Consider the following 24,805-nt stretch of genomic DNA (forward strand, 5'->3'; position numbering starts at 1 on the left):
CGTATCAATCTGCCCTCTCTATTTTTTATCTAGCGACCAACTTATTCTGGATAAGCCCCTGTTATATTTTGATCGTAATCCACTAAACTCCCCGTCATCACACCCGCGTCATCACTTAGCATATATATCGACTAATGCCAGACATTCATCAGCACACTGTAAGTCAATTGAGATAAACAAAGTTTCACAGTCCAAAGCATGTAACTCTTCCACCGCCTTCTCACCCTTTTGCGAGTCGCGACCAGCGAGAATGATACGCCGACAGCCCTCATGAACTAACTGTTTAGCAATGGAAAACCCTACACCTTATGCCCCACCGGTTATCAACGCCACGCTTTCATTATGTCTATATGATAATACAGACATATCATTCTCCTTATCCTATCAACATGATGATTATTTAATCGAAACCACACCCCCACGGTTCGATGAGTGGATCATCGCATCAATGATTTTTTGATTTTCATAGCCAAAGGTAAAATCAGGGAAACAAGGCTGATTACTCACCAATCCTTTAATTAAGTCATAAATTTCAATAACTTTAATGTCAAAATAGCCTAATCCCCCCCCCGCAAAGTCAAAACCAAAGAACCCAGCGAACGAATCAACCTGTGAACCTGCATAAATAGTTTTGAAACCACGATCATGATTAGAGTCACTATAACGGGCAATTTTTAGCTCATTAAATCGTTCACCATCCATAATAATGGTGCCTTCAGTTCCAGATACCTCCCAAGCAATACCAAATACTTTACCCGCAGAGATACGAGATGATTCAATCACTCCCGCCGCTTGATTCGTAAAACGGACTAATGCTTGAAACTGGTCATCATTTTCAACCCGTTTTTTCACTGACTGACTGCTAGCGGTGGCACCATAACCTGAGCCTTGCCCGGCTTCTGGCCGCTCGCTAATAAATGTTTGCTCCTGCCCTATTACACTCGCGACAGGCCCCATCAAATATTGGGCAACACTTACCACGTGAGAGCCTAAATCACCTAATGAACCAGAACCTGCCAACTCTCGTGAACAACGCCAGCTCCAAGGCAAATTGGGATCATTGAAAAAACCTTGGTCAAACCAACCACGAAACCGGGTCAGCTCACCAATCTCACCGCGTTCAATCATTTGTTTTGCTAATTGCGCGGCTGGTGTTTTGATATTGTTGAAGGCCATGATCGTCTTCACATTTGCCTTACGTGCTTCTTCTACTAAAATATGTGCTTCTTCAAGGCTAACAGTGAGTGGTTTTTCACAGTACACATGTTTACCTGCATGAATAGCAGCTAGAGCCATATCAAAGTGCATGTTATTTGGTGTTGTAATGTCAACAATATCAATCTCTGGATGGTGCACCATTTCACGCCAATCTGCGGTCCAATGAGCAAATCCAAAACGTTTTGCGGCTTGTTCTGCTATCGATGCTGTTGCGTCAGCCAAAGTATGTAGTACAGGTTTTAAGGGTAAGTCTGCATATAACAAGCCTGCACGGCGCCATGCATCTGCATGTGCTTGCCCCATAAACCCTGAACCAATTAACCCTACATTGAGTGTTTTCGTCGCCATAATCATTCCTTAATTTCGAGTTAAAATGTGTTGAGTCACGTATTGATAAGCACGCGCTACCGTTTCATAAGGCGGTGCCATTTGTGGGTTTTGTTCTGCTTCAACTACAATCCAGCCTTGGTAACCGGATCCGTGTAAAAATGTCGCTAAAGGCTGGTAGTCAATACAACCATCTCCCGGGATAGTAAACATGCCTCTACGCACACCATCATTGAAACCTTGTTGGTCAGTTTGTACTTTCTGTAAGACTTCCTTACGCACATCTTTCAAGTGGATATGGCAAATCCGAGAAGCAAACTCATTGATAAGATATTGATAATTAAAACCGGCAGCGGCAGCATGACCCGTATCTAACAATAAGCCGACCTCTTCGCCACATTGGCTAATAATGCTGTGGATCTCATCAAAACTTTCGGCGACCATCATTAAATGGTGGTGATAAGCAAGGTATAAGCCATAGCGTTGATACAGTTGCTGGGAAAATGAAGTGAGTTTCTGCGCATAGCTTTTACGCTGTTCAACAGGTAACAGACGTCTATTAGAAAATGGAATATCGAGAGCATTATCTGCCATCCAGCCACACTCACCATAAACCATGACCTGACAACCGCACGCCTGTAACAGCTTTGCGTGTGCCTCCACGGCATTCAATTCATCTTCAACGCTCCTTTCAGTCAAAAAGCCATCGAACCAACCAGAAATTAAACTGAGTTGATATCTCTGCAATAGTTGCGTTAACTGAGCGGGTCCACGCGGAAAAATTCGGCTCATTTCAACTCCCTGATAACCTGCCTGCCTCGCTTGTGACAAACATTGTTCTGCAGATACTCCCATGCCAAACTCAGGTAAAACCTCATTAACCCACGATAATGGGCTTACCCCTATCTGTAGCTGAGCTTGACCTGTCGCGTAAAATTGTTTGTGATTCATCACCCATTCCTCCCCATCAATGATTGCTTAATAAGTTAATTGATGGTGTTTTGTTAATCGAATGGATAATTGAAGGTTTTCCTTCAAATTTTGAAGCTTTCACATCAACAGGAGAGATAGATGAGTAGGAAAACAACTTTACAACAGGTCGCGGAGGCAGCTGGTGTAAGTTTAAGTACTGTTGACCGTGTATTAAACCAACGCGGTGGCGTTAATCCCAAAAAACAAGCAAAAGTATTAGAATGGGCACATCGACTCAATATTGACCGAACGTTGTTTCGTAGCTACATGCCGATTTTACGTGTTGCGGTGCTAATGCAATCGCCTAAAAACCCTTTTTATAAAGGTTTACGCGATGCTTTTACCGATGCCAGCACTCAGCTACCTGAAAGGCGAATACATTTTTTCTTGCATTATTTAGATGTCAACGATACGGCTAAAACCGTTGAACAGGTGATGCAAATTCCCAAGTCTTATGATGCGCTCGTGGTTATTAGTCCACAATATGACGCGCTTGTTCATGTCTTACGTAAAATTGCCAATTTGATCCCTATTTTAACGCTAGCAACAGATATACCAAATTGTGGACGAATAGCCTATATTGGTCCTGATAACCGCCAAATGGGACGCACCGCAGGGGAGTTAATGGGGCGCTTCATGGGTTCACAAGGGGGTGACGTTGTGATTGTGTTAGGCCTAAATGAGTTTATTGGCCAAGGCGAACGAGAGATTGGTTTTCGCAACGTATTACGTGAACGTTTCCCTCAATGCTCCGTAACTCGCTGCTTAGAAAGCGAAGAAAACAGTATTAAGGCGGGTGAAATGGTACGCGATGTGCTACGAAAAGAACCCTCTATTCGAGGGATTTATAATGTCACATCTGGAAATTCACAAATTGCCAGTGCATTACAAATTATGGGATTACATAATGTAGTGACATTGATCACTCATGAGTTATCAGATAGACGCATACAAATGTTACGTGAAGGCGTCATCGATGCTATTTTAGATCAAAACCCTCAACTGGAAGTTCGCCGCGTAATGGATATCCTAAGTGATCATTTTAAACGCGACAAAATACAAATACCTATCGATGGCTTTACCCGTTTTGATATTTACATTCGCGAAAACTGCCCCCAATATTAACGTGCTATCGTCACATTGGCTTTAATATGTTTAAGGTGAACGACTATCGTAAATGTGACAATCACCAACAGTGACCATGCTCCCCACTTACCTGCATGTACCATTGACCAAGCACCAATTTGGTTTGGATACTGCCAAACACCAAAAAATGTCCCAAAATTCTCAGCTAGCCAAATAAAAAAACCAATTAGCATAAATGCAAGTAATAATGGCATTTTTCGCTCTTTATCTAGCGGAGTGTAAAAAACCATACTGCGCGCATACAACCCCATAATAAACGTCGCTAAATACCAACGATAGTCATCAATATAATGGTGGCTAAAAAAATTAATATAAATAGCCAGTGCGACCAGTGTCGCCATCCAATAAGGTGGATAGTGTTCAATTCTGACTTTAAAAAATCGCCAAGATTGAATGATATAGCTCCCTACGGCGGCATACATAAAACCAGTAAATAGAGGAACTCCCCAAAGCTTCGTATAGGCCTCATCGGGATATTGCCAAGAACCTATCGTTGCTGAAGTTTTAAATAGCTCCATCATAAAACCGACTAAATGGAAAACACAAATAGCCTTTAATTCATCCCAAGTTTCTAACTTTGACCACACTAACAAAGCTTGAAAAGCAACGGCAAAAATTAGTAACAGGTCATAGCGAGGAATACCTATTAATCCTTTAGCTGGGACTAAGAATAGTGCCAAAAAGAAAAAACCAGCTAATAAACAAGAACGAGCATTAATTAAACCGAAAAACCAAAACTCTAATAGAAAGCGTTTAATTCCATGGCTATTATTCGGCTGGTGAGCCATTAAAATTTGGTCTAACTTTCCTAAAAAATTCAATTTCTGACACAAACTGGTCATCTATTCACTCACCTATTCTTTTATTATTCGGTTTGTTTTCTTTCCGAAGATTAGGCGAGGAGTTTAGCAAAATCGAATTACTCTACATAAGGTAACTATCTTAAATTTATGCATTTTTATTATTTATAGCTTTAATCACTAGATTTACACTACCTATTAATATTGACGATACTTTCCATCCAATTATGGGTTTTATTGTTTAACTCGCACCTGATGGCAATTCGTTAATAGAAAGTAATGATATACTTAAGCAATATGTGTTTATTTGCTATATGAATGCCAATCCAACAATTTAGGAGTTTTATGATGAAATTATATTACGCTCCCGGTGCTTGCTCACTTTCTCCCCACATCATTCTGCGTGAAACTGGTTTAGATTTCAGTATTGAGCGAGTGAATATAAAAGAAAAAAAGACTGAGAAAGGTGAAGACTTTTTAGCAATAAACCCAAAAGGACAGGTACCAACCTTAGTGCTAGATAATGGCGAACAACTCACTGAAGGTGCTGTTATTGTTCAATATATTGCGGATCAAAAACCGGATCGTAACCTGATCGCACTTCCAGGTTCGATGAAGCGTTATCACCAACTAGAAGCCTTGAATTTTATTTCAACAGAGCTACATAAAACGTTCTCACCTTTATTCACTCCAGGAACACCAGAAGAGTATAAAGATACTGTCCGTAATGTATTGTTTAATAAGTTTGCGTATGTTGATAACGTGCTCGCTAAACAGGCTTTCTTTGCTGGAGATACTTTTAGTGTCGCAGATGCCTATTTATTCACTGTGAGTAATTGGGCAAAACACGTTGGGCTTGATTTGACTAGCTTAAACCACCTGCAAGATTACAGTGCTAAAATAGCTAAACGCCCTAATGTTCAAGACGCATTAAAAGCGGAAGGCCTAATCTAATCTGTAAAATAGCGCTCTTTCAGTAGAGCGCTATCTTTGATAATACAAATCAATTTAATCTAATTGTGTTGCACAGAAATTATGTTTTGGGTTAACCATTTTGTCTTGAGCAGCAACGAGTTGTAATTCGTATTCCTCCATTTCTTTGGTTTTTATCATCACTTCATATACCGCAGCTGCGACGTGCTCTAATCCCTTATCTAAAGGCTCACCTTTCAATAAGTTAACCAACATTAAACCACTGGTCAAATCACCAACACCAACAGGTTGTTTTTCACCAAAATCAACTAATGGACGACTAACATGCCAGCTATGTTCCGCAGTAACCAAAATCATCTCAAAACGATCAGCACGATATCCCGCACGATTTAAATGCTTAACAAGCACTATTTTAGGGCCTTTGTGGCACAATTCACGGGCAGCTTGCGCGGCCTCGTCGACATTTTTAATGGTTCTACCCGTTAAGGTTTCTAGTTCTAGTAAATTTGGTGCGATGACATCACTAGCAGCCAGTGCGCGCTCACAAAGGAATTCAGCAACCCCAGGAGCAACAATACAACCCTTCTCAGGATGCCCCATGACTGGATCACAAAAATACAGGGCTTGGGGGTTTGCTGCTTTTACTCTTTGCACGATAGCAAGAATATCATTCCCTTGCTCTGCAGACCCAATATAGCCACTTAATACAGCATCACAAATTTCTAATTTATGGATTTTAGCTAAACCATCAACGATATCGGTTAAGTGCTGCGCTGGAAAGACACTTCCAGTCCATTGTGAGTACTGTGTATGATTCGAAAATTGTACGGTATTGAGTGGCCACACATCTACGCCCATTCGGCACATAGGAAATGCAGCAGCACTGTTTCCTGCATGGCCGAAAACAACATGGGATTGAATTGATAATACGCTTTTCATTGAGAACCCAAAAAATTGTTATGTCGAATGAAGAGAAATCAGTGATTACCCATTGCAAATATGAATACACTCCAAATAATCCAAGTCATATATAGGTGACATAAGAAAATAAGCCGAGGACATACATCAGTATGCAATTCAGAGAGCCTAGCGCAGTCAACACCAATACAGTTTGAATTATGACGAGTATAGCCCGGAAGATTCCGGGCTGATATTACAAAGGTTAGTCAGAGCTATTTCCAATTAATTAAACAGTCGTTTTTCTTACCGCGACGGATCAATGTATAACGCCCAAACAGGCGGTCTGCATCAGAGAAGACATACATTGGCTCAGTTTGTTTCTGGCCATTAATAGATACAGCGTTAGAACTAATTGCCGTTCTTGCTTGCCCACGAGAAGGCGTTAACTCTGAATCTACTAAAGCTTGCTGTAAATCAGCACCTGCTTCTAAGGTAATACAAGGAATACCATCTTGAGCTAATTGTTCAAAATCAGCTTCAGTTAAATCAGATACTGCACCAGAGAATAAGCTTTCAGTAATACGTTTTGCAGCAGCAAGCCCTTCTTCACCATGTACCAGTTTAGTGACTAATTCTGCCAATACATATTGAGCCCGAGGCGCTTTTCCGCTGTTTTTATCTTCTTCTTCCAGTGCATTGATTTCATCTATTTCCATAAATGTGAAGAATTTTAAGAAGCGATAAACATCGGCATCTGCAGTGTTGATCCAGAACTGGTAAAATTTATATTGACTAGTTTTCTTGGAGTCTAACCAAACTGCACCACCCTCAGTTTTACCGAATTTAGTGCCGTCTGCTTTGGTAATCAGAGGTACCGTCATGCCAAATACTTGGTTTTGGTGTAGACGGCGAGTTAAATCGATACCAGAAGTGATGTTACCCCATTGGTCAGAACCACCAATTTGCAGTTCCACACCCATCTCTTTGTTCAAATTTGCAAAGTCATAACCTTGTAAAAGGTTATAAGCAAACTCAGTAAAAGAGATACCAACGTCATCACGATTTAAGCGTTGCTTAACAGACTCACGGTTAATCATTTGGTTAACAGAAAAGTGCTTACCAATATCACGCAAGAAAGTCAGTACATCCATTTTGCCAAACCAATCATAGTTGTTAGCAAGGCGTGCACTGTTATCACCGCAATCAAAGCTTAAAAACGGTGAAACTTGGTTACGAATTTTATCTACCCACTCTTGAACGGTTTCTGTGGTGTTTAATTTACGTTCAGTAGCTTTAAAGCTCGGATCTCCAATAAGGCCCGTTGCGCCACCGACCAACGCCACAGGCTTGTGCCCGGCTAGTTGGAATCGTTTTAAACACAGCAAAGGAACCAGATGTCCCAAATGCAAGCTATCAGCGGTAGGATCGAAGCCACAATAGAGAGAGATAGGGCCCTGCGCCAGTCTCTCTGCTAACGCATCCTCATCCGTTACCTGGGCAACGAGGCCCCGCTCTTGCAATTGTTTAATCAGGTTATTGCTAGACATCAATGACTCCATCAGTTGTATTTTGTCTATCTATTTTGGTTTGAATGACCAGTAAGTTTGAGAGGCTTATCAAAAACTCACCAGTGTAATTTGTCAATTTACTTAAATGAGGCTATAGCATAAAGCGCATATCAATTAAGTGCCAGCTAAAAAACATGATCCTAAGGGGCTAATCTATCAATTTTCCAGCCATCACCTTCTCGCTGGTATAAAAAACGGTCGTGCAAACGGTGTGCACCGCCTTGCCAAAATTCAACACTATTAAATACCACTCGATATCCTCCCCAAAAACTCGGTAATGGGACGTCACCGTTCTTAAATTTTTGTTTTAGTTCTAAAAATTTTCCTTCTAAAATACCACGCGCTGAAATTTTAGAAGACTGTGCTGATGCCCATGCTGCAATTTGGCTATCTTTCGGCCTACTATGAAAATATTTTACAACTTCAATAGGGTTCAAACGCTCAGCAACCCCAGTGAAATTGACTTGGCGCTCTAATGGGTACCATGGGAAATGTAGACTAATTTTATTATTTTTTTCTAAATGCTGTGCTTTTCGGCTACCTAAATTGGTATAAAATACAAGGCCTTTATCATCAAAATGTTTTAAAAGTACAATACGCTGGTAGGGTTGCCCGGTTTCATCCACAGTAGCAACACACATTGCTGTTGGGTCACTCAAGCGAGCTTCACACGCCTGCTTCATCCAAAGTTCGAAAAGCGTCAGTGGGTTTGGCGTTAAGTCATTACGTCTTAACCCACCTTTTGTGTATTCACGACGTACCGATGCAAGATCTATTTCACCTAGCTCGTTCATTTTTATGTCCTTTACCACAGTTATTTTTTATCGGTATTTTTAGGGTATATTGCCCCAAGCACAGTCTCTTTACTTGCCCCAGTAACAGAGGCTAAATTTCCAGGAAGACCAGATACCGTTCTAGCAGCTAGCCATGCAAATGCTAAAGCTTCCATATCATCCCCACTTAAACCAAATTTATCACTTGGTGCCACTTCAATTCCCGGAAGCAAGGCTGCCATCCGTTGCATTAGAAAAGTATTCTTTGCCCCTCCACCACATACTATTAAGCGCTCACAACCGCCACACAGTAATACTTGTTCTGCGATAGAAGCTGCGGTTAATTCGCACAGAGTGGCTTGAACATCGTCAGCTGAAATTGATGGAAAATGAACTAAATGCTGCTCTAACCATTGTGTGTTGAAATACTCACGCCCCGTACTTTTCGGTGATGAACGTCTAAAGTATGGGTCACTTAGCATCGCTTTTAGTAATGCATGATCAACTTGACCTCGACTTGCCCATTCACCGTCTTTATCATATGCCTGTTGCTTTATACGCCAGCTCCACGTATCCATTAACATATTTCCCGGCCCTGTGTCATAACCCTTAACATAGGCATCAGGTAATAAAGCTGTGACATTAGCTATTCCACCAATATTTAGTACAATTCGTTTTTCTGTAGGGTGACCTAAAACAGCTAAGTGAAATGCAGGAACTAAAGGTGCTCCCTGTCCCCCATAAGCCATATCTCTTCGGCGAAAATCACCTACCGTCGCGATCCCTGTTAAAGCGGCAATACGGTTGTTGTCACCTAACTGCATAGTAAAAGGCTGTTCGCCATCGGGCTCATGCCAAACAGTTTGCCCATGGCAACCGATAGCAATGATATCTTCAGATGTTAAACCAGTTTGAATAAGAAGTTGGTTTACCGCATCTGCATATAAAGAGCCTAACTCTCGATCAATTTTACCAACCTCTGATAGCGTTGTTGTTTGCCCTTGGCATATATCTAAAATTCTTTTTTTTAATTCAATGGGAAATGCAACACTCAAACTGGATTGCTCTGCGACAAATTTGTCACTAATTGCGGCAAGAACGACATCAACACCATCTAGGCTAGTTCCTGACATAACCCCTATGTAACGACCTGATTTCATCATTATTCTTGTTCCTTCAGAGTGCACATTAACTTTACAACGCTCAGCTACAAAAGATTGTGCTTTGATGACAAATTTTGTCAACAATTCGATGCAATTTCTCGGAGCGCTTCGCAGGAATAATAAATAAATGCTCTAAAACTATAAATTGCTAGACAACCCAACTAAAAAGACGTTTTGTAATATCTGAAACTTTCATTTTCAATATAATGATACATAATACATTTATCAGCTTAGCAATACTGTTTAGTATTTCAGCTAAAGTTTTAACGACTATTCTTTTAGCAACTGGTGCGAAATGATGCTCATAAGCTGACTACCCTATATGAATATTTAACAAAGAGTGCCTTATTGAATGAAATCATCTCGAATTTGAGATATTTTACCTAGTGTTTACACTCTATTTAAATCAAAATCGGTAATCTAACCATCGCTTTTTAATATCATTATTTTGATACTTGTTGTGTTTATGGTGAAAACAAATATACGATGCTATGTTAGTGCCACAGACAGCAAATCTCATAGGAGTTCTTATGCTTAAGAAAGTTTTTGTAGGTGTTGTAGCAGTTGCAGCTTTATCAGGCTGTGTCAATACCAGTACGCTTTCTGGTGATACTATTTCAGCCAAGGATGCGAAACAGGTACAGACTGTGACTTATGGTACTGTTCTGAATGCTCGCCCTGTGACTATTCAAGCTGGTGAAGACGGTAACGTGATTGGTGCAATTGGTGGTGCTGTTCTTGGTGGGTTATTAGGTAACACCATCGGTGGTGGTACAGGTAACACATTAGCAACTGCCGCAGGTGCTATTGCAGGTGGTTTAGCTGGTCAGGAAGCTCAAGGCGCATTAAATAGAAGCCAAGGTGTTCAATTAGAAATCCGCCTCGATAGCGGTAAAAACATTGTTGTTGTTCAAAAACAAGACCCAAGCACCTTCCGTAATGGCCAACGTGTTATGATTGCGAATAGCGGAAATACTGTTACTGTGTCTCCTCGGTAATCATACAGTACTAAATTAGGCATGCTCACCGGCCATGGCCGGTGAGCATTACTTACAAATAGTATTGCTGAATGATATCGTTACTTTATGGTAGATAATCATATTTTTTATTTATTGTGCATGGCTTTTGAATGACACAATTTCTTGTTTACATATAAATGCCTTGCATTCAAATCAATAAATTTATTTTAGCCTATCTCCTTTAATAAAGTATTTATTAGTATCTACCGATAAATTAGCTAGCTAACAATTAAAAATGAAGGTATCACAGCGAAAAAATAATTAATAGCCTTAACTATATTTCATAATAATAATGATTTAATGAAAATTATAACCAAGTGTAATTACTATTTCATTAAAAAATCATATACTAAATTACTTTAAACACAAATTTAATAATTAATATGTCATTCATTAGCTAGGCATATTTTTTACATCAAGAGTCATTTTGTAGCCTCAAGATATTTTTTTCAAGTTTCATAAGTAACTGTGATAGTTGGTAAAGCTCATCTTTACTAATGTTGTTCAGTATTTCTATACGCGTATTATTTATGACTTGGTCTACCGTTTTAATAAAGGGTTCAGACTCTTCCGTTAATTTTATTCTTTTAGCTCTCCTATCATTTGTACAAGTATGTCTAGAAATCAATTTTTTTTCCTCTAATTGATCTAGAGTCCTTACTAATGAAGGCTGTTCAATACCAATCGCTTTCGCTAACTGTATTTGAGATTGCTCAGGTGGTAGTTGACTTATATTATGCAATGTAACCCAATGTGTCTGTGTAAGCTTAAGAGGCTTCAAACGATAGTCGATTAATGCTCTCCACATGCGAACAACACGTGATAACTCTGTCCCAATTTGTGATTCCAATTTACCCTCCTTTATATAATTATAATGTCTAAAAAATATACCGTCCTCATATTATTTTTTGAATTATATATTAATTTCCTTTTATATTTACAGCTTTTTATTTATACATTAGCTATTAAATACCTATTCCTAGTTATAGTAGCTGTTTTATTATGCGATATATCTCTAATTAATACATCACTGATTCATCCATTATCTCAATCTAGGATTAATCAGATAACCTATCAATTATCTTATTAATAAGAATAGCCGCACTCTCCTTTTTGATCTATCTATTTTAGCTCTTATAGTAGCCATGAATAACAATAAAAAAAGTAACGCCAAATAACTCTTTAAAAAACAAATAAATATAGTTAATCTTAAAATCATGTTAATTACAGTCATTTTGATTCAACCTATACCTATTTTGAATAAATAAAATTTTATTGAAATATAAACCAAGAAATAAATATTTTGCTAACAATTCAACCTGAATTAGTTTACATTAGAAATAAAACATTTGATTTATTTTTATGATTATATTTAAAACTGTGAACTAAAAGAGTTGTTGTTGTGTATCTATGATTTTTTCTTGTTCTGTTTTTTTATTTAATATTCTTAAATAACGTTGACGACATAAACGAAGTACATTTCGTTTTTCAGTATCAGAGAATTTTAGCCAATTAAAACGCTCATCACGAGTGCGATAGCAACCTCGACAATAGCCTTGTTCATTACTTTGGCAAATACCACGGCAAGGGCTGGGGATCTCAAAAAATTCAAGTTGTTCCGCCATAAGTTTCCCCTTCAAAAGAAAAAATCACTGATAAATGTATGATATACTCCTGAAAATGAGTATTACCATTATTTGTTCAAAAAACAAACTGTAATCATTGTATTTATTAATTTAAGCACGTTATATTAATAAGTAAATCGATTCAGGCTGATTCTAAGAGGTTTAAAAATGCGCTTACTCCATACTATGTTACGTGTTACTGATATGCAGCGTTCTATTGATTTTTACACGAAAGTGTTAGGCATGCGTTTATTAAGAACTAGTGAAAATACAGAGTATAAATATTCTCTCGCATTTGTTGGCTACAGCGATGAAAGTGAAGGCGCTGTAATCGAGTTGACCTATAACTGGGGGGTTGACCAATACGATATGGGTAACGCATATGGTCATATCGCCTTGGGCGTCGATGATGTTGCAAAAACATGCGATGATATACGTAGTGCAGGAGGTAACGTAACACGTGAAGCCGGCCCTGTTAAAGGTGGAACAACAGTGATTGCTTTTGTTGAAGACCCTGATGGCTATAAGATTGAGTTGATCGAAAACAAAAGCGCAAGTAAAGGGTTAGGCCATTAATTAACTATATAATTTAAAAGTACTATATAGTTTAAAGTTTAGGTGCCAAATCTAGCGCCTAAACTTTTATCACTGTTTACCTGCAAATTTTTACTGGTTTTGGCATAATGTTACCTAACCAGAAAACTAAAATTGAAAGTCCTAATGTCTGAAAAAAACAATCCAAATGCCCTAGTGAACCGTTTCAGGGGATACTATCCTGTCGTTATTGATGTTGAAACAGGCGGGTTCAATGCTAAAACTGACGGCCTGTTAGAGATTGCTGCCATCACCTTAAAAATGGATAAAGACGGCTGGCTCTCCATGGATGAAACATTACATTTTCATGTAGAACCTTTTGAAGGTGCTAATCTTGAGCCATCTGCTCTTGCCTTCACAGGGATTGATCCAACAAACCCTCTACGCGGTGCTGTTAGTGAATATGAGGCTCTTCATGCGATATTCAAAGTCATTCGCAAAGGAATGAAAAATACAGATTGCAATCGTGCAATTATTGTCGCTCATAATGCAAATTTTGATCACAGTTTTGTGATGAATGCAGCCGAACGAGCAGGTTTAAAACGTAATCCTTTCCATCCATTTGCAACCTTCGATACTGCGGCACTGAGCGGCTTAGTATTCGGTCAAACAATTCTAGCAAAAGCTTGTGTTTCCGCAGGTATTCCATTTGATGGTAAACAAGCTCATGGCGCACTGTATGACACCAATCGAACGGCTCTGCTATTTTGTGAGATCGTTAATAAATGGAAAAAGCTGGGTGGTTGGCCAATTATTGAATAACCCCAATAATTTTTTAATTAATCGCTATTACATAAAAAAACCGTGTTTGATAAAAAGTAATAAGTGCTTTCATCAAATACGGTTTTTACGTTTTTATTTATTTATGGCTTAATTTAGTCTGTGCTAGCTTCATCTGCTGGACGATACTTATCAGCAGTTTCTTTAATTAGAGATTGGAGCTCACCACGCTGGAACATTTCCATGATGATATCACAGCCACCGACCAGCTCACCGTCAACCCATAGTTGAGGAAACGTTGGCCAATTTGCGTATTTTGGCAATTCAGCGCGGATATCTGGGTTTTGTAAGATATCGACATATGCAAAACGCTCACCACAAGAAGACAGAGCTTGTACTGCTTGAGCAGAAAAACCACAGCTCGGAAGTTTAGGAGAGCCTTTCATATATAATAAAATTGGGTTTTCTTTAATTTGGCGCTCAATTCTTTCAATAGTTGTCATTTTTAACTTCCTTAAAACAAAGATGCAGGTTTTGCAGTCAGCCGGTAACTGAGAGTCTACCGCAACTTAACAGAATACATTGACTGATATAATAGGAAACTGAATTGTTTCATACAATATGCCAGTTTTATAGGGGCATTACTATAGCATTCCAAAAAACAAAAAGGCACCTTTTCTATCTTCTCTCTACTTAAGTCAAACAAGTAGCTATTTCTAGATAAAAACCGAAACTTAATATCTTTAGATTTTTCGATTACAATATCTATATGATTTTTATGTGTAATATCTCCATTTATTTGTTAACATCTTAGTAACACTATTACCTTTATCTTTGTATGGTTTATCGTGTTATCATTAATGTATTAAGTATCATATCGCCAATAGGCGAAACTGTAATGATAAGCTGTCACATATTATTTCGCTCATTTTAAGAGCAAACACCCTAAGTATATTGATATAAAAGCAATCAAGGAGTACGCAATGTCATTTGAACTACCCGCTTTACCGTATGCAAAAGATGCTTTAGAACCTTATATCTCTGCTGAAACCTTAGAATATCACTATGGTAAGCACCACAACACTTACGTTGTTAACTTGAACAACCTCATCAAAGGCACTAACTTTGAAGGAAAATCTTTAGAAGAAATCATTAAAACTTCTGAAGCAGGCGTTTTTAACAACGCGGCACAAGTTTGGAATCACACTTTCTATTGGAATTGCTTAGCACCAAACGCTGGTGGCGAGCCAACAGGTAAAGTCGCTGAAGCTATCAATAAGGCATTCGGTTCTTTTGCTGAATTTAAAGCTCAATTTACTGATGCAGCAACCAAAAACTTCGGTGCGGGCTGGACTTGGTTAGTGAAAAAAGCAGATGGTAACCTTGCTATTGTAAATACATCCAATGCTGCAACACCTATTTCTGGTGATGATAAGCCTGTGTTAACTGTCGATATTTGGGAACATGCTTATTATATCGATTACCGTAACGCTCGCCCTAAATATTTAGAAAATTTCTGGGCGCTAGTTAACTGGAAATTTGTGGAAGAAAATTTAGCATAACAATTTCTGCTTATTGCTAGGTATAGATACAATAAGGGCGAGATATTCTCGCCCTTATTAAATTCACCCTATTCGAGGCTGAAATAAAATCAGAAAATATGTGCAGCAAGAAATATAATCAATGCTAATGAGCCCAACGCAGCAAGCAAACCATATTTAACATCTGTATCCATGAGTTCCTCTCATCCAAACGTAGTTAAACAACCAAATAACCGTACAAAAATCAATGTTATTCAGTATACATATCTAAAAAAGTAAAACTAGTGTCTATATCACATGTTATAACATCAATTATTTCTTTCGTTTTTGCGCTAGATCAGACAAAATCGACAACAAATCGCTAAATTATTGCCAGCAAAGGATCAATGCATCAATATGCAGGTAATTTTTTAACAAGAATTCTTATAGAGACCGGTTATTGGTCAGGAGTTTTTTTCCCCCATGGCAACGATTAAAGATGTGGCGAAACGCGCTGGCGTATCTACCACAACCGTATCCCATGTTATTAATAAAACGCGCTTTGTAGCTGATGACACTAAAGCTGCGGTTTGGGCTGCAATTAAAGAGCTCAATTATTCGCCAAGTGCGGTTGCCCGTAGTCTCAAAGTTAACAACACAAAGTCGATTGGTTTGTTGGCAACCTCATGTGAAGCTCCTTACTTCGCAGAGGTAATTGAATCAGTTGAAAATAGCTGTTATGAAAAAGGTTATACGCTAATCCTTTGTAATTCTCATAATAATTTGGGAAAACAAAAAGCGTATTTGCAGATGCTGGCACAAAAGCGTGTTGATGGTTTACTTGTAATGTGCTCCGAATATCCTGCCCCCTTAATCAGTATGCTGGAAGATTACCGCAATATCCCAATGGTAGTGATGGACTGGGGAACTTCCCGTGGCGATTTTACCGATAGTATTATTGATAACTCATTCCACGGTGGCTATCTTGCAGGACGTTATTTGATTGATAGAGGGCATCGTGACATCGGAGCCATCCCTGGCTCTCTTGAAAGAAATACGGGTATTGGTCGATTAACTGGCTTTAAAAAGGCGATGGAAGAGGCCAAAATCACCATAAAAGATGAATGGATTGTTCAAGGGGACTTCGAGCCAGAATCTGGCTATAAGGCAATGATGCAAATTTTAAGCCATAAGCAACGCCCTACTGCCGTTTTCTGTGGCGGTGATATTATGGCAATGGGGGCAATTTGCGCCGCTGATGAGATGGGATTGCGTGTCCCACAAGACATTTCAATCATTGGCTATGATAACGTGCGAAATGCGCGCTATTTTACCCCGGCATTGACCACAATTCACCAACCAAAAGAGCGTTTAGGCCAAATGGCTTTCACAATGCTGCTCGATCGTATTGTAAATAAGCGCGAAGATGCTCAAACAATTGAAGTCCACCCTCGCCTTGTAGAACGCCGTTCCGTTGCTGACGGCCCATTTATCGATTATCGTCGATAATACGCATAATTAGTTTGAAAGCCACTCGGCATTGAGCGTTTCGTTATCGCCAAGGTAATCCAATAACCAATTCAACGCTGGTGATGTATTATTTTCCACCCAAGTTAGACAACAAGGACTGGGTGGAAATGGCTGTGCTAATGCTAGTTCAACTAATAAGCCTTTTTCGCAAAACGAAGCCGCACGATGCTCTGGCACCATTCCGACACACAACCCGTTAACCAAACAAGCTAGACCATTTTCCCAAGAAGGTACGACAAGACGACGTTGATTATCAAGAGCCCAAGTATCACGTTTGGGTAGGTTACGTGAAGTATCTTCAAGGCACAAACTAGGGTACTCTCTCATTTGATCATCGGTCAGTTTTTCACCTATTCTGGCTAATGGGTGCTCTGGGCTTGCAACACACATCCACGACATAAAACCCATATCACGGAAACTATACCTTTCACCAATTGGAGATGCTCGAGTCGCACCAATCGCAACATCTACACGCCCATCAGCAAGTGCATCCCAAACACCATTAAATACCTCAGGATGAATGAAAAGTTCAATATCTGGAAAGTGACGATAAAAATCCAGTATCAATTGCTCTGCTCTCTGTGGTTTTACAATGCAATCAACAGCAATACTAAATTGCCCCCGCCAACCATTAGCAACCTGCTGGCATTGATGCCTTGTATCTGTCATTTTTTTGATAACAGAACGACTTTCCTTAATAAATATCGTTCCAGCCTCTGTAAGAACAACATCGCGATGTCGACGCTCAAATAGGGGAACCGCAAGCCATTCTTCAACTTGCTTGACGGTATAACTGATTGCAGAAGGTACACGGTGTAACTCTTCAGCAGCACCACTAAAGCTCCCAGTTCGGGCAACAGCATCAATCACTTCGAGTGCATGCGCAGACCACATAACCTCTCCTTTCAAAAATTTTGATAGCAAGATCCAAATATTACCGTTTCACAACCTAAAAAAATAGCCTATACAATGGCATCACCATTAACATTTTTTTAAATATCAGATAAGTAATAATTATGTCGAATACTGTGAAAAAAAATTCCCCTGGATTTATGGTTTACCTTGCAGGACTTAGCATGCTGGGGTTTTTAGCTATTGATATGTATTTACCTGCATTCGGTGCTATGCAAGACACCCTGCATACATCAGAAGGCGCTATCAGTGCTTCTCTCAGTATATTTTTAGCCGGTTTTGCCTTCGCTCAATTGTTATGGGGGCCATTGTCAGACAAACTTGGCCGTAAGCCTGTGCTCATTGTGGGCTTAACTATTTTCATTATCAGTAGCTTAGCTATTTATTGGGTGGAAACCGCAACACAGTTATTAACACTACGATTTTTACAGGCTGTTGGTGTCTGCTCCGCTGCAGTTTTATGGCAAGCTCTTGTTATCGACCGCTATGATGAAGCAAATACCCAAAAAGTTTTTGCTTCTATTATGCCGTTAGTTGCGCTATCCCCTGCTTTAGCACCATTATTAGGAGCATGGGTACTAGAACACCAAACATGGGAAGCAATTTTCCTGATCCTAATGGCTGTGGGTATATTACTTTTATTGCCAACACTCTTTTTGAAAAATGTTTCAGTTAAAACAATAATTGATGACAGCCAACCACAAGCTAAGATTTCTTTCTCAAACTTACTCAGTTCGCCAGTTTTCAGCGGTAATGTGCTCGTTTACGCTTCATGCAGTGCGGGTTTTTTCGCTTGGCTAACCGGCTCGCCTTTTATCTTACGTAATATGGGTTTCAACCCTGCGGATATCGGTTTGAGTTATATTCCACAAACTTTAGCCTTTATTGTTGGTGGGTATGGCTGCCGTATTTTATTAGCAAAAGTCCGAGCAGAAACAATATTTCCATTGTTACTTGTTGGTTATGCGGTAAGCATGTCTATTTTATTCATCATGGCTATTTATACCACACCATCATTAACTATGATCTTGATCCCATTCTGCTTTATGGCAGCTATGAACGGAGCCTCTTACCCAATTGCAGTATCCAAAGCACTAAATGCATTTCCTAGCGCAAGTGGTAAAGCTGCCGCATTACAAAATGCCTTACAACTAGGTTTATGTTTTTTAGCCAGCCTACTTGTTTCTGCTCTTACTTTCGACCCATTGTTAGCAACAACTGGGGTGATGGCAGTAACGATCATTCCAATGGCCATTGGCTATTTTATGCAACGCTGTGCAAGCAAAAATAACCAAACTATTAATCAGGTTGATTGCCAAACGAATTCATAAAGTATAGCTTACCGACTCAATCATGCCGAATCTTATCGGCATGATTTTTATTTTAGCAAATTCATAAAAATTTCCTTCAGTGTATAGCACTAGTGACCATACGGTAATATATGTTCAGTATTTTACTATATAACCAATAGCCGATTATTCTTGGCTGGTAAAACCTTACCTTTCTCATCAATTTTCTTAATTCAAAGCGGATTTCACTAAAAATTAAAGTTTTAATTTTGTCATCTACTAAGATATAGATATTTCATGGTTAATTTTCTTGTTAAAAAACGTTATCATTGCGACATTAAATAATGAGTGCTCAAGAATGATGTTAAAACAGTACTATCCACCAGATGAATTAAAATCCTTTGTTAGTTCTATTTTGATAATCAAAGAGTTTACAGAAGCAATTAAAATTTTCCCTGGAACAGGTGCTGAAATCTGGGTTTCATCAGATGCATTTCGCATGACAACTGATAGCGATTCAATAACAGACCCTTACCAGCTGATTATTCCTAGGGTTAATACATTTACTGCTAGCCCTAATCATTCAAAAGTCATGGTATTACGTATTCGTCATGATGCCTTACGTTTTCTACTGCCTCAAAGAACATTAAACTATACTGACACCCCAATCGCACTAAATGAGATATGGAAAGACCGCTGGTTTGAAGCTTTAGCTAATTCTTCATTTAAAGAGTTGTTAGATTGCTTTAATAGGACTAAAGCTAAGAAAAAGCCTCACTTAATTGATGAAGTTTTAGAATTACTGTATCGAAATCCAACCAAAAAAATCACAGAAATTGCTGGAGAGACAGGATTACACGTCCGAGTCATTCAAAAAGAGTTTTTGAAAGAATACGGCATTACACCAAAAAGGTACCAGATCAATTGCCGCTTAGAACATGTTTTAAAAAGTATGGTAGTAGAACAAGACACCTACCGTTGGTTTGAAACAGGGTATTATGATCAATCCCACTTTTACCGTGATTTTAAAAGATACTTTACTATGACGCCGTCGGCATTTTTAAAATCGAGTTATTCGCTTTTTTACAATACAAAAACTAAGTACCCATTAAGATAGTTCTTAATACATAAGGAGAACGGAATGAGTATTGTTGTGTATGCCCAAATTACAACAGAAAGGACAGATGGGTATTTAACGAAAGAAATCGTTCGCGACTTAGCAAAACTAAGCCGCCGAGAGAAAGGATGCATTCAATATGATCTTATGGCTAAAGAAAATGGTTATATTGTTTTTGAGGAATGGGAAGACACTCAAGCATTAGAGATGCATAAAAATAGTCCGCATTTCAGGCGATTAGTTGAAGCAATTGAACGTGATAACGCCAGCTTCTCTGTCAACTTCAGTGAAAAATGATCTATTAATATTGAAAACTTGAACTAGTCATATTTTTTGATAATGTTAATTTTCATTATTTAATAGAACTTCATGACAGACATTCAATAAACAAAGACTAACCATATTTTATTTAGGCTATAGCATAAATCATTATAGCTATAGCCTACTTGGCTGTTTCTTCTGCTATTTTTCTTTAAAGTAAATAACGCGGTTATCACCTTTTACGTCTGTTTACTCTGTTTTCGCTATGTCCGCCATCTCTTCGAGACTGTAATTTAAATTGTGTATTTGCCTACTTTTGATATGTTAACTCCAACTAAAAAGTAGGCAGATTATGGACGAGAAAAAACTTAAAGCACTTGCGGCTGAGTTCGCAAAAGGAATTAAAACCGAAGCTGATCTCAATCAGTTCACTCGGATGCTCACTAAACTCACCGTTGAAACCGCGTTAAATGCGGAGCTAACTGAGCATTTAGGACATGAGAAAAATGCGCCTAAATCAGGCTCTAACTCACGAAATGGCTACTCATCTAAAACACTGTTAACCGATGATGGTGAATTTGAGTTAAACACACCACGCGACCGTGAAGGCAGCTTTGAGCCCCAGCTAATCAAGAAAAATCAAACACGTATCACTCAAATGGATAGTCAAATCCTCTCTCTTTACGCCAAGGGCATGACAACCCGTGAAATCGTAGCCACATTCAAAGAAATGTACGATGCGGATGTCTCACCCACATTGATTTCAAAAGTCACTGATGCGGTTAAAGAGCAAGTTCAGGAGTGGCAAAATCGGCCCTTAGAATCACTCTATCCTATTGTTTACCTTGATTGTATTGTCGTTAAGGTGCGTCACGATGGCAGCGTCATCAATAAATCGGTTTTTCTTGCTTTAGCCATCAACACCGAAGGACATAAAGAACTCTTAGGGATGTGGATGGCTGAAAATGAGGGCGCTAAATTTTGGTTATCGGTTTTAACGGAGCTGAAAAATCGAGGTGTTCAAGATATCCTGATTGCGTGTGTTGATGGCTTAAAAGGCTTTCCAGACGCCATCAATAGTGTATATCCGCAAACTCAAATCCAGTTATGTATCATACACATGGTACGAAATAGCCTGAAATATGTGTCATGGAAGGATTACAAGGCAGTCACCGCTGGGCTAAAAACGGTGTATCGTGCCGCCACAGAGGCCTCCGCCCTGATAGCACTTGAAAAGTTCGCCCTTATTTGGGATGAAAAATACCCACAAATCAGTAAAAGTTGGTATGCGCATTGGGAGAATTTAAATACGTTTTTTGCTTACCCCGATGATATCCGCAAAGCGATTTACACGACAAATGCGATTGAATCACTCAATAGTGTTATTCGTCATGCCATTAAGAAGCGAAAAGTATTCCCAACTGATGATTCGGTCAGAAAAGTGGTTTATCTCGCCATCGAATCAGCCTCTAAAAAATGGAGTATGCCAATTCAAAACTGGAAACAGGCGATGAGTCGTTTTATTATTGAGTTTGGTGACCGCCTAGACGGTCACATTTAATGAAAGGCAAATACACAGAATTATTTACAGGGTCATCTCTTCTGCTTGCTGTAGTAATTTTTCTTGTTCTTTTTGATTTAAAACACGCTCAACGGTATCAACAATAGCCTGAGTTTGAGGGTCTATCTCAATATTTATTTTATCACCCAACCGTTTTTTACCTAATGTTGTTCTCTCTAATGTTTCAGGGATGAGATGTACGCAGAACCGATTGTTGATTACATCTCCGACCGTTAAACTTATACCGTCAATCGCGACAAAGCCTTTATGCAAAATATATTTCATCAAAGATTTATCACGAATTGATAACCAAATCTGGTGGTTATCTTCAGATGTGAAGATCTTACTAATTTCAGCTGTTGTCATAATATGACCTGAAACAACATGGCCACCGATTTCGTCGCCATATTTTGCAGCCCGTTCGATATTAACAACATCACCTTCTTGTAATTCCCCCAAGTTAGTTAATCTCAGGGTTTCTTTAATTAGATCAAAACTAACTCTTTCACCATCAATCTTTGTTACCGTCAAACAACAACCATTATGTGCAACGGAAGCCCCTGTTTCTAAACCTATAAGTAATTCTGGGGTAAATTTCATTACATGAGTTCGAAAGTTGGCCTTTTCTGTAATTTCAACAATAGGAGCAGTCGCTTGAACAATGCCTGTAAACATAATGATTCTCAGTGTAGTGGATTAATAGGCTCAGTTTACATCAGAATTGTTAGAGATCTATCCTATTTGAGTGATAAACAAAACGATAATAAACCTAGTATGTAGCAATATATTAGGTTCTAAAATGCTCTTTTATAGTTTGTTACCATATCATTATTGGAATCCATTTAGAAACGGGATAGAATAAGCGGTTTTTAGCAATCGATGTGTTTTTAGTAACTCATTTATTTTTCTAGTTTTTTCTCTTACTTGCTTTTATTACAAAGGTGTATGCGTGCAGAAATATTTTACAGAAGCGCGTAGCTTGTTGGCACTTGGTATTCCTATCGTTTTAGCTCAATTTTCACAAACTGCAATGGGGTTTGTGGATACGGTTATGGCTGGAAGTGTTAGTGAAATTGAGATGTCCGCAGTTGCAGTTGGGTTTTCCATCTGGCTGCCAGCTATTCTTTTTGGCCAAGGAATTTTGATGGCATTAACCCCAATCGTTGCACAAATGAATGGGTCAGGCCGTCGCAACCTAATAGGCGACCAAATTCAACAAGGTCTATGGTTAGCGCTACTTTTAGCCTTAGGCATTATGTGCCTTCTTTATAACAGTCAGCTTATTATTAGCAATATGCCCCATATTGATAAAGAATTGGCAGATAAATCTGTCCGTTTTTTACATGCCATTATGTGGGGAGCTCCAGGCTACTTATTTTACCAAGTATATCGTAGCCAATGTGAAGGGCTTTCAAAAACCAAGCCGGGGATGGTGATTGGTTTTCTTGGCCTAATGATTAATATTCCTATTAACTATATCTTTATTTATGGTCACTTTGGTGCACCTGCTTTAGGTGGTGTGGGTTGTGGTGTCGCCACTGCATCAGTGTATTGGGCTATGTGTCTGATGATGAGATGGTATGTGAAACGTGCTACTGCGCAGCGTGATATTCGCCCTACACTCTCTTTCACATCGCCAAATCCATTAATCTTAAAGCGAATTATCGTGTTAGGTACGCCTATTGGTCTGGCACTTTTCTTTGAAGTCACTTTATTTGCTGTCGTTGCACTGCTAGTCGCCCCATTAGGGGTTGTTGCAGTAGCTGGTCACCAAGTTGCGTTGAATTTCAGTTCTGTGATGTTTATGTTCCCATTATCATTAGGAATAGCAGCAACCATTCGCGTAGGTTATAACTTAGGACAGAAATCGACTGAAGCTGCTAAAGTTTCATCTTATACTGGTATTACTGTTGGCTTAATGGTCGCTTGTTTTACTGCAGTTCTCACCGCCGTTTTCCGTGAGCCGATTGCAATGATGTATAATAAAAACCCAGAGGTCGTTGTTTTAGCAAGCAGCTTAATGTTATACGCAGCTATTTATCAGCTGTCAGATTCTGTGCAAGTTATAGGTGCCGGAATTTTACGTGGTTATAAAGATACGCGTTCCATTTTCTTTATTACCTTCACCGCATATTGGTTACTTGGCTTGCCTTCTGGTTATATTTTAGCGTTAACTGATTTCATCGCACCGGCTATGGGGCCTAAAGGCTTCTGGATTGGCTTCATTATTGGTTTAAGTGCTGCTGCAATAGGAATGGCTACACGAATTATATGGATCCATAAGCAGACAGAAGATGTTGTTTTACTTCGCTCAGCTCGCTAATTGACGGTTTTTTAAGCTTTTTATTATGGGAGAAGATGTATTTCGCGCCAGATAGTTTTAAATACGAACAAACTATCGCGAAAATACATTTTCCCCTTGCCAGATGAACTTCATAACGTTAATATTCATCCCCGTTGTCACCTAGATATCTTTTAGATGCGTCCGTAGCTCAGTTGGTTAGAGCACCACCTTGACATGGTGGGGGTCGGTAGTTCGAGTCTACTCGGACGCACCATTTCTAGTGAACACAATGTTAATTTTCAGCGCGTCCGTAGCTCAGTTGGTTAGAGCACCACCTTGACATGGTGGGGGTCGGTAGTTCGAGTCTACTCGGACGCACCATTTCAAATTAACACAATCAAATTTTCCAGTGCGTCCGTAGCTCAGTTGGTTAGAGCACCACCTTGACATGGTGGGGGTCGGTAGTTCGAGTCTACTCGGACGCACCATTTTATTTATCTCCCTGCTACCTAAAATTTCTCTTGATTGTCTATTATTATTCCCTTAATTTGTTGCGCAACAAATTAACTTCCT

At 39.1% G+C, this 24,805-nt stretch carries 24 protein-coding genes, 3 tRNA genes and 1 pseudogene; 15 read left to right on the forward strand and 13 right to left on the reverse strand.

Annotation, left to right across the window (positions count from 1 at the left end; genetic code table 11):
- Positions 1–111 precede the first annotated feature (111 nt).
- The 3 genes and pseudogenes from P3L44_RS22135 to iolE all read right to left on the reverse strand — a co-directional run.
- Positions 112–294 (reverse strand): annotated as a pseudogene (locus tag P3L44_RS22135) (KR domain-containing protein); the annotation flags it as partial.
- A gap of 102 nt (positions 295–396) precedes the next feature.
- Entirely contained in the window at positions 397–1,566 is a 1,170-nt protein-coding gene (locus tag P3L44_RS11840; RefSeq protein ID WP_125890986.1) for a Gfo/Idh/MocA family protein, read from the reverse strand.
- Between the two features lie 9 nt (positions 1,567–1,575).
- The gene (gene iolE, locus P3L44_RS11845; RefSeq protein ID WP_125890985.1) at positions 1,576–2,496 is read right to left on the reverse strand and encodes a myo-inosose-2 dehydratase; all 921 of its coding nucleotides are present in this window, start codon (positions 2,494–2,496) and stop codon (positions 1,576–1,578) included.
- Between the two features lie 120 nt (positions 2,497–2,616).
- Here iolE and P3L44_RS11850 point away from each other — a divergent pair, with 120 nt between their 5' ends.
- A complete protein-coding gene (locus P3L44_RS11850) occupies positions 2,617–3,642 on the forward strand; it encodes a LacI family DNA-binding transcriptional regulator (protein ID WP_140170559.1) in 1,026 nt (341 codons plus the stop codon).
- Here P3L44_RS11850 and P3L44_RS11855 read toward each other — a convergent pair.
- On the reverse strand, positions 3,639–4,505 hold the full coding sequence (locus P3L44_RS11855; protein ID WP_272662520.1) for a DUF817 domain-containing protein: 867 nt from the start codon (positions 4,503–4,505) through the stop codon (positions 3,639–3,641). The two genes, P3L44_RS11850 and P3L44_RS11855, sit on opposite strands and share 4 nt — an antisense overlap.
- A 306-nt stretch (positions 4,506–4,811) precedes the next feature.
- On the opposite strand from P3L44_RS11855, the gene gstA reads away from it, so the two are divergent.
- Positions 4,812–5,417: a glutathione transferase GstA gene (gene gstA, locus P3L44_RS11860; RefSeq protein ID WP_272662542.1), complete on the forward strand. Its 606-nt coding sequence runs from the start codon at positions 4,812–4,814 to the stop codon at positions 5,415–5,417.
- A gap of 54 nt (positions 5,418–5,471) precedes the next feature.
- Here the strand turns inward: gstA and pdxY are convergent, their stop codons facing one another.
- The 4 genes from pdxY to anmK form a co-directional block, all read right to left on the reverse strand.
- Positions 5,472–6,335, reverse strand: coding sequence for a pyridoxal kinase PdxY (gene pdxY, locus P3L44_RS11865; protein WP_004910455.1), 864 nt, complete (start codon positions 6,333–6,335; stop codon positions 5,472–5,474).
- A gap of 233 nt (positions 6,336–6,568) precedes the next feature.
- A complete protein-coding gene (gene tyrS, locus P3L44_RS11870) occupies positions 6,569–7,843 on the reverse strand; it encodes a tyrosine--tRNA ligase (protein ID WP_004910453.1) in 1,275 nt (424 codons plus the stop codon).
- Between the two features lie 161 nt (positions 7,844–8,004).
- Entirely contained in the window at positions 8,005–8,658 is a 654-nt protein-coding gene (gene pdxH / locus P3L44_RS11875) for a pyridoxamine 5'-phosphate oxidase (RefSeq protein WP_036958675.1), read from the reverse strand.
- A 20-nt stretch (positions 8,659–8,678) separates the two neighbouring features.
- Complete coding sequence (anmK, locus tag P3L44_RS11880) at positions 8,679–9,800, reverse strand: anhydro-N-acetylmuramic acid kinase (protein WP_272662518.1); 1,122 nt, start codon at positions 9,798–9,800, stop codon at positions 8,679–8,681.
- 530 nt (positions 9,801–10,330) lie between these two features.
- Between anmK and P3L44_RS11885 the strand changes: the two genes are divergently transcribed.
- The gene (locus P3L44_RS11885; protein ID WP_036958672.1) at positions 10,331–10,798 is read left to right on the forward strand and encodes a glycine zipper 2TM domain-containing protein; all 468 of its coding nucleotides are present in this window, start codon (positions 10,331–10,333) and stop codon (positions 10,796–10,798) included.
- A gap of 436 nt (positions 10,799–11,234) precedes the next feature.
- Here the strand turns inward: P3L44_RS11885 and slyA are convergent, their stop codons facing one another.
- Together slyA and P3L44_RS11895 are read right to left on the reverse strand one after the other, a co-directional pair.
- On the reverse strand, positions 11,235–11,669 hold the full coding sequence (gene slyA, locus P3L44_RS11890; protein ID WP_094961765.1) for a transcriptional regulator SlyA: 435 nt from the start codon (positions 11,667–11,669) through the stop codon (positions 11,235–11,237).
- Between the two features lie 535 nt (positions 11,670–12,204).
- Positions 12,205–12,444 (reverse strand): DUF1289 domain-containing protein, encoded by a 240-nt coding sequence (locus tag P3L44_RS11895; protein WP_004263835.1) that lies wholly within the window; start codon positions 12,442–12,444, stop codon positions 12,205–12,207.
- Between the two features lie 168 nt (positions 12,445–12,612).
- Between P3L44_RS11895 and gloA the strand changes: the two genes are divergently transcribed.
- Positions 12,613–13,020, forward strand: coding sequence for a lactoylglutathione lyase (gene gloA / locus P3L44_RS11900; RefSeq protein WP_036958666.1), 408 nt, complete (start codon positions 12,613–12,615; stop codon positions 13,018–13,020).
- A 144-nt stretch (positions 13,021–13,164) separates the two neighbouring features.
- Positions 13,165–13,800 (forward strand): ribonuclease T, encoded by a 636-nt coding sequence (gene rnt / locus P3L44_RS11905; protein ID WP_272662517.1) that lies wholly within the window; start codon positions 13,165–13,167, stop codon positions 13,798–13,800.
- Positions 13,801–13,913: 113 nt separating this feature from the next.
- On the opposite strand, the gene P3L44_RS11910 is transcribed toward rnt, so the two are convergent.
- Positions 13,914–14,261, reverse strand: a complete 348-nt coding sequence (locus P3L44_RS11910; RefSeq protein WP_004263827.1) for a Grx4 family monothiol glutaredoxin — start codon at positions 14,259–14,261, stop codon at positions 13,914–13,916.
- A 480-nt stretch (positions 14,262–14,741) separates the two neighbouring features.
- Here P3L44_RS11910 and sodB point away from each other — a divergent pair, with 480 nt between their 5' ends.
- Positions 14,742–15,320, forward strand: a complete 579-nt coding sequence (sodB, locus tag P3L44_RS11915) for a superoxide dismutase [Fe] (RefSeq protein ID WP_004263823.1) — start codon at positions 14,742–14,744, stop codon at positions 15,318–15,320.
- A 441-nt stretch (positions 15,321–15,761) separates the two neighbouring features.
- Positions 15,762–16,787 (forward strand): HTH-type transcriptional repressor PurR, encoded by a 1,026-nt coding sequence (purR, locus tag P3L44_RS11920; RefSeq protein WP_110591620.1) that lies wholly within the window; start codon positions 15,762–15,764, stop codon positions 16,785–16,787.
- Between the two features lie 9 nt (positions 16,788–16,796).
- On the opposite strand, the gene punR is transcribed toward purR, so the two are convergent.
- Positions 16,797–17,702 (reverse strand): DNA-binding transcriptional activator PunR, encoded by a 906-nt coding sequence (gene punR / locus P3L44_RS11925; RefSeq protein ID WP_272662516.1) that lies wholly within the window; start codon positions 17,700–17,702, stop codon positions 16,797–16,799.
- Between the two features lie 122 nt (positions 17,703–17,824).
- Between punR and punC the strand changes: the two genes are divergently transcribed.
- The 4 genes from punC to P3L44_RS11945 all read left to right on the forward strand — a co-directional run bounded on the left by punC (position 17,825) and on the right by P3L44_RS11945 (position 21,948).
- Positions 17,825–19,051: a purine nucleoside transporter PunC gene (gene punC / locus P3L44_RS11930; RefSeq protein ID WP_140170563.1), complete on the forward strand. Its 1,227-nt coding sequence runs from the start codon at positions 17,825–17,827 to the stop codon at positions 19,049–19,051.
- Positions 19,052–19,367: 316 nt separating this feature from the next.
- Entirely contained in the window at positions 19,368–20,126 is a 759-nt protein-coding gene (locus P3L44_RS11935; RefSeq protein WP_272662514.1) for a helix-turn-helix transcriptional regulator, read from the forward strand.
- A 24-nt stretch (positions 20,127–20,150) separates the two neighbouring features.
- Positions 20,151–20,423 carry a putative quinol monooxygenase gene (locus P3L44_RS11940; protein WP_004263806.1) on the forward strand — a complete coding sequence of 91 codons (273 nt, stop codon included), beginning with the start codon at positions 20,151–20,153 and terminating at the stop codon, positions 20,421–20,423.
- Positions 20,424–20,739: 316 nt separating this feature from the next.
- A complete protein-coding gene (locus tag P3L44_RS11945) occupies positions 20,740–21,948 on the forward strand; it encodes an IS256 family transposase (protein ID WP_193834265.1) in 1,209 nt (402 codons plus the stop codon).
- Positions 21,949–21,972: 24 nt separating this feature from the next.
- Here the strand turns inward: P3L44_RS11945 and P3L44_RS11950 are convergent, their stop codons facing one another.
- On the reverse strand, positions 21,973–22,623 hold the full coding sequence (locus P3L44_RS11950) for a riboflavin synthase subunit alpha (RefSeq protein ID WP_316928242.1): 651 nt from the start codon (positions 22,621–22,623) through the stop codon (positions 21,973–21,975).
- Positions 22,624–22,897: 274 nt separating this feature from the next.
- On the opposite strand from P3L44_RS11950, the gene P3L44_RS11955 reads away from it, so the two are divergent.
- The 4 genes from P3L44_RS11955 to P3L44_RS11970 all read left to right on the forward strand — a co-directional run bounded on the left by P3L44_RS11955 (position 22,898) and on the right by P3L44_RS11970 (position 24,720).
- A complete protein-coding gene (locus P3L44_RS11955) occupies positions 22,898–24,271 on the forward strand; it encodes an MATE family efflux transporter (RefSeq protein ID WP_094961762.1) in 1,374 nt (457 codons plus the stop codon).
- A gap of 158 nt (positions 24,272–24,429) precedes the next feature.
- A tRNA-Val gene (locus P3L44_RS11960) sits at positions 24,430–24,506 on the forward strand.
- Between the two features lie 30 nt (positions 24,507–24,536).
- Positions 24,537–24,613: transfer RNA gene (locus P3L44_RS11965), tRNA-Val, on the forward strand.
- Between the two features lie 30 nt (positions 24,614–24,643).
- A tRNA-Val gene (locus P3L44_RS11970) sits at positions 24,644–24,720 on the forward strand.
- The last annotated feature ends 85 nt before the right edge of the window (positions 24,721–24,805 follow it).

Origin of the sequence: Providencia sp. PROV175, from assembly GCF_032707045.1 — a bacterium.
GTDB classification, from domain to species: Bacteria; Pseudomonadota; Gammaproteobacteria; order Enterobacterales; family Enterobacteriaceae; genus Providencia; species Providencia hangzhouensis.

Bases quoted from the DNA above. Each gene is read 5' to 3' on its own strand.
- P3L44_RS11885 (WP_036958672.1), top strand. From the start codon at position 10,331: ATGCTTAAGAAAGTTTTTGTAGGTGTTGTAGCAGTTGCAGCTTTATCA.
- purR (WP_110591620.1), top strand. From the start codon at position 15,762: ATGGCAACGATTAAAGATGTGGCGAAACGCGCTGGCGTATCTACCACA.
- rnt (WP_272662517.1), top strand. From the start codon at position 13,165: ATGTCTGAAAAAAACAATCCAAATGCCCTAGTGAACCGTTTCAGGGGA.
- pdxH (WP_036958675.1), bottom strand. From the start codon at position 8,658: ATGAACGAGCTAGGTGAAATAGATCTTGCATCGGTACGTCGTGAATAC.
- sodB (WP_004263823.1), top strand. From the start codon at position 14,742: ATGTCATTTGAACTACCCGCTTTACCGTATGCAAAAGATGCTTTAGAA.
- P3L44_RS11840 (WP_125890986.1), bottom strand. From the start codon at position 1,566: ATGGCGACGAAAACACTCAATGTAGGGTTAATTGGTTCAGGGTTTATG.
- iolE (WP_125890985.1), bottom strand. From the start codon at position 2,496: ATGAATCACAAACAATTTTACGCGACAGGTCAAGCTCAGCTACAGATA.
- P3L44_RS11895 (WP_004263835.1), bottom strand. From the start codon at position 12,444: ATGGCGGAACAACTTGAATTTTTTGAGATCCCCAGCCCTTGCCGTGGT.
- P3L44_RS11935 (WP_272662514.1), top strand. From the start codon at position 19,368: ATGATGTTAAAACAGTACTATCCACCAGATGAATTAAAATCCTTTGTT.
- P3L44_RS11910 (WP_004263827.1), bottom strand. From the start codon at position 14,261: ATGACAACTATTGAAAGAATTGAGCGCCAAATTAAAGAAAACCCAATT.
- punR (WP_272662516.1), bottom strand. From the start codon at position 17,702: ATGTGGTCTGCGCATGCACTCGAAGTGATTGATGCTGTTGCCCGAACT.
- gloA (WP_036958666.1), top strand. From the start codon at position 12,613: ATGCGCTTACTCCATACTATGTTACGTGTTACTGATATGCAGCGTTCT.
- P3L44_RS11950 (WP_316928242.1), bottom strand. From the start codon at position 22,623: ATGTTTACAGGCATTGTTCAAGCGACTGCTCCTATTGTTGAAATTACA.
- P3L44_RS11855 (WP_272662520.1), bottom strand. From the start codon at position 4,505: ATGACCAGTTTGTGTCAGAAATTGAATTTTTTAGGAAAGTTAGACCAA.
- anmK (WP_272662518.1), bottom strand. From the start codon at position 9,800: ATGATGAAATCAGGTCGTTACATAGGGGTTATGTCAGGAACTAGCCTA.
- tyrS (WP_004910453.1), bottom strand. From the start codon at position 7,843: ATGTCTAGCAATAACCTGATTAAACAATTGCAAGAGCGGGGCCTCGTT.
- P3L44_RS11940 (WP_004263806.1), top strand. From the start codon at position 20,151: ATGAGTATTGTTGTGTATGCCCAAATTACAACAGAAAGGACAGATGGG.
- gstA (WP_272662542.1), top strand. From the start codon at position 4,812: ATGAAATTATATTACGCTCCCGGTGCTTGCTCACTTTCTCCCCACATC.
- pdxY (WP_004910455.1), bottom strand. From the start codon at position 6,335: ATGAAAAGCGTATTATCAATTCAATCCCATGTTGTTTTCGGCCATGCA.
- P3L44_RS11945 (WP_193834265.1), top strand. From the start codon at position 20,740: ATGGACGAGAAAAAACTTAAAGCACTTGCGGCTGAGTTCGCAAAAGGA.
- punC (WP_140170563.1), top strand. From the start codon at position 17,825: ATGTCGAATACTGTGAAAAAAAATTCCCCTGGATTTATGGTTTACCTT.
- P3L44_RS11850 (WP_140170559.1), top strand. From the start codon at position 2,617: ATGAGTAGGAAAACAACTTTACAACAGGTCGCGGAGGCAGCTGGTGTA.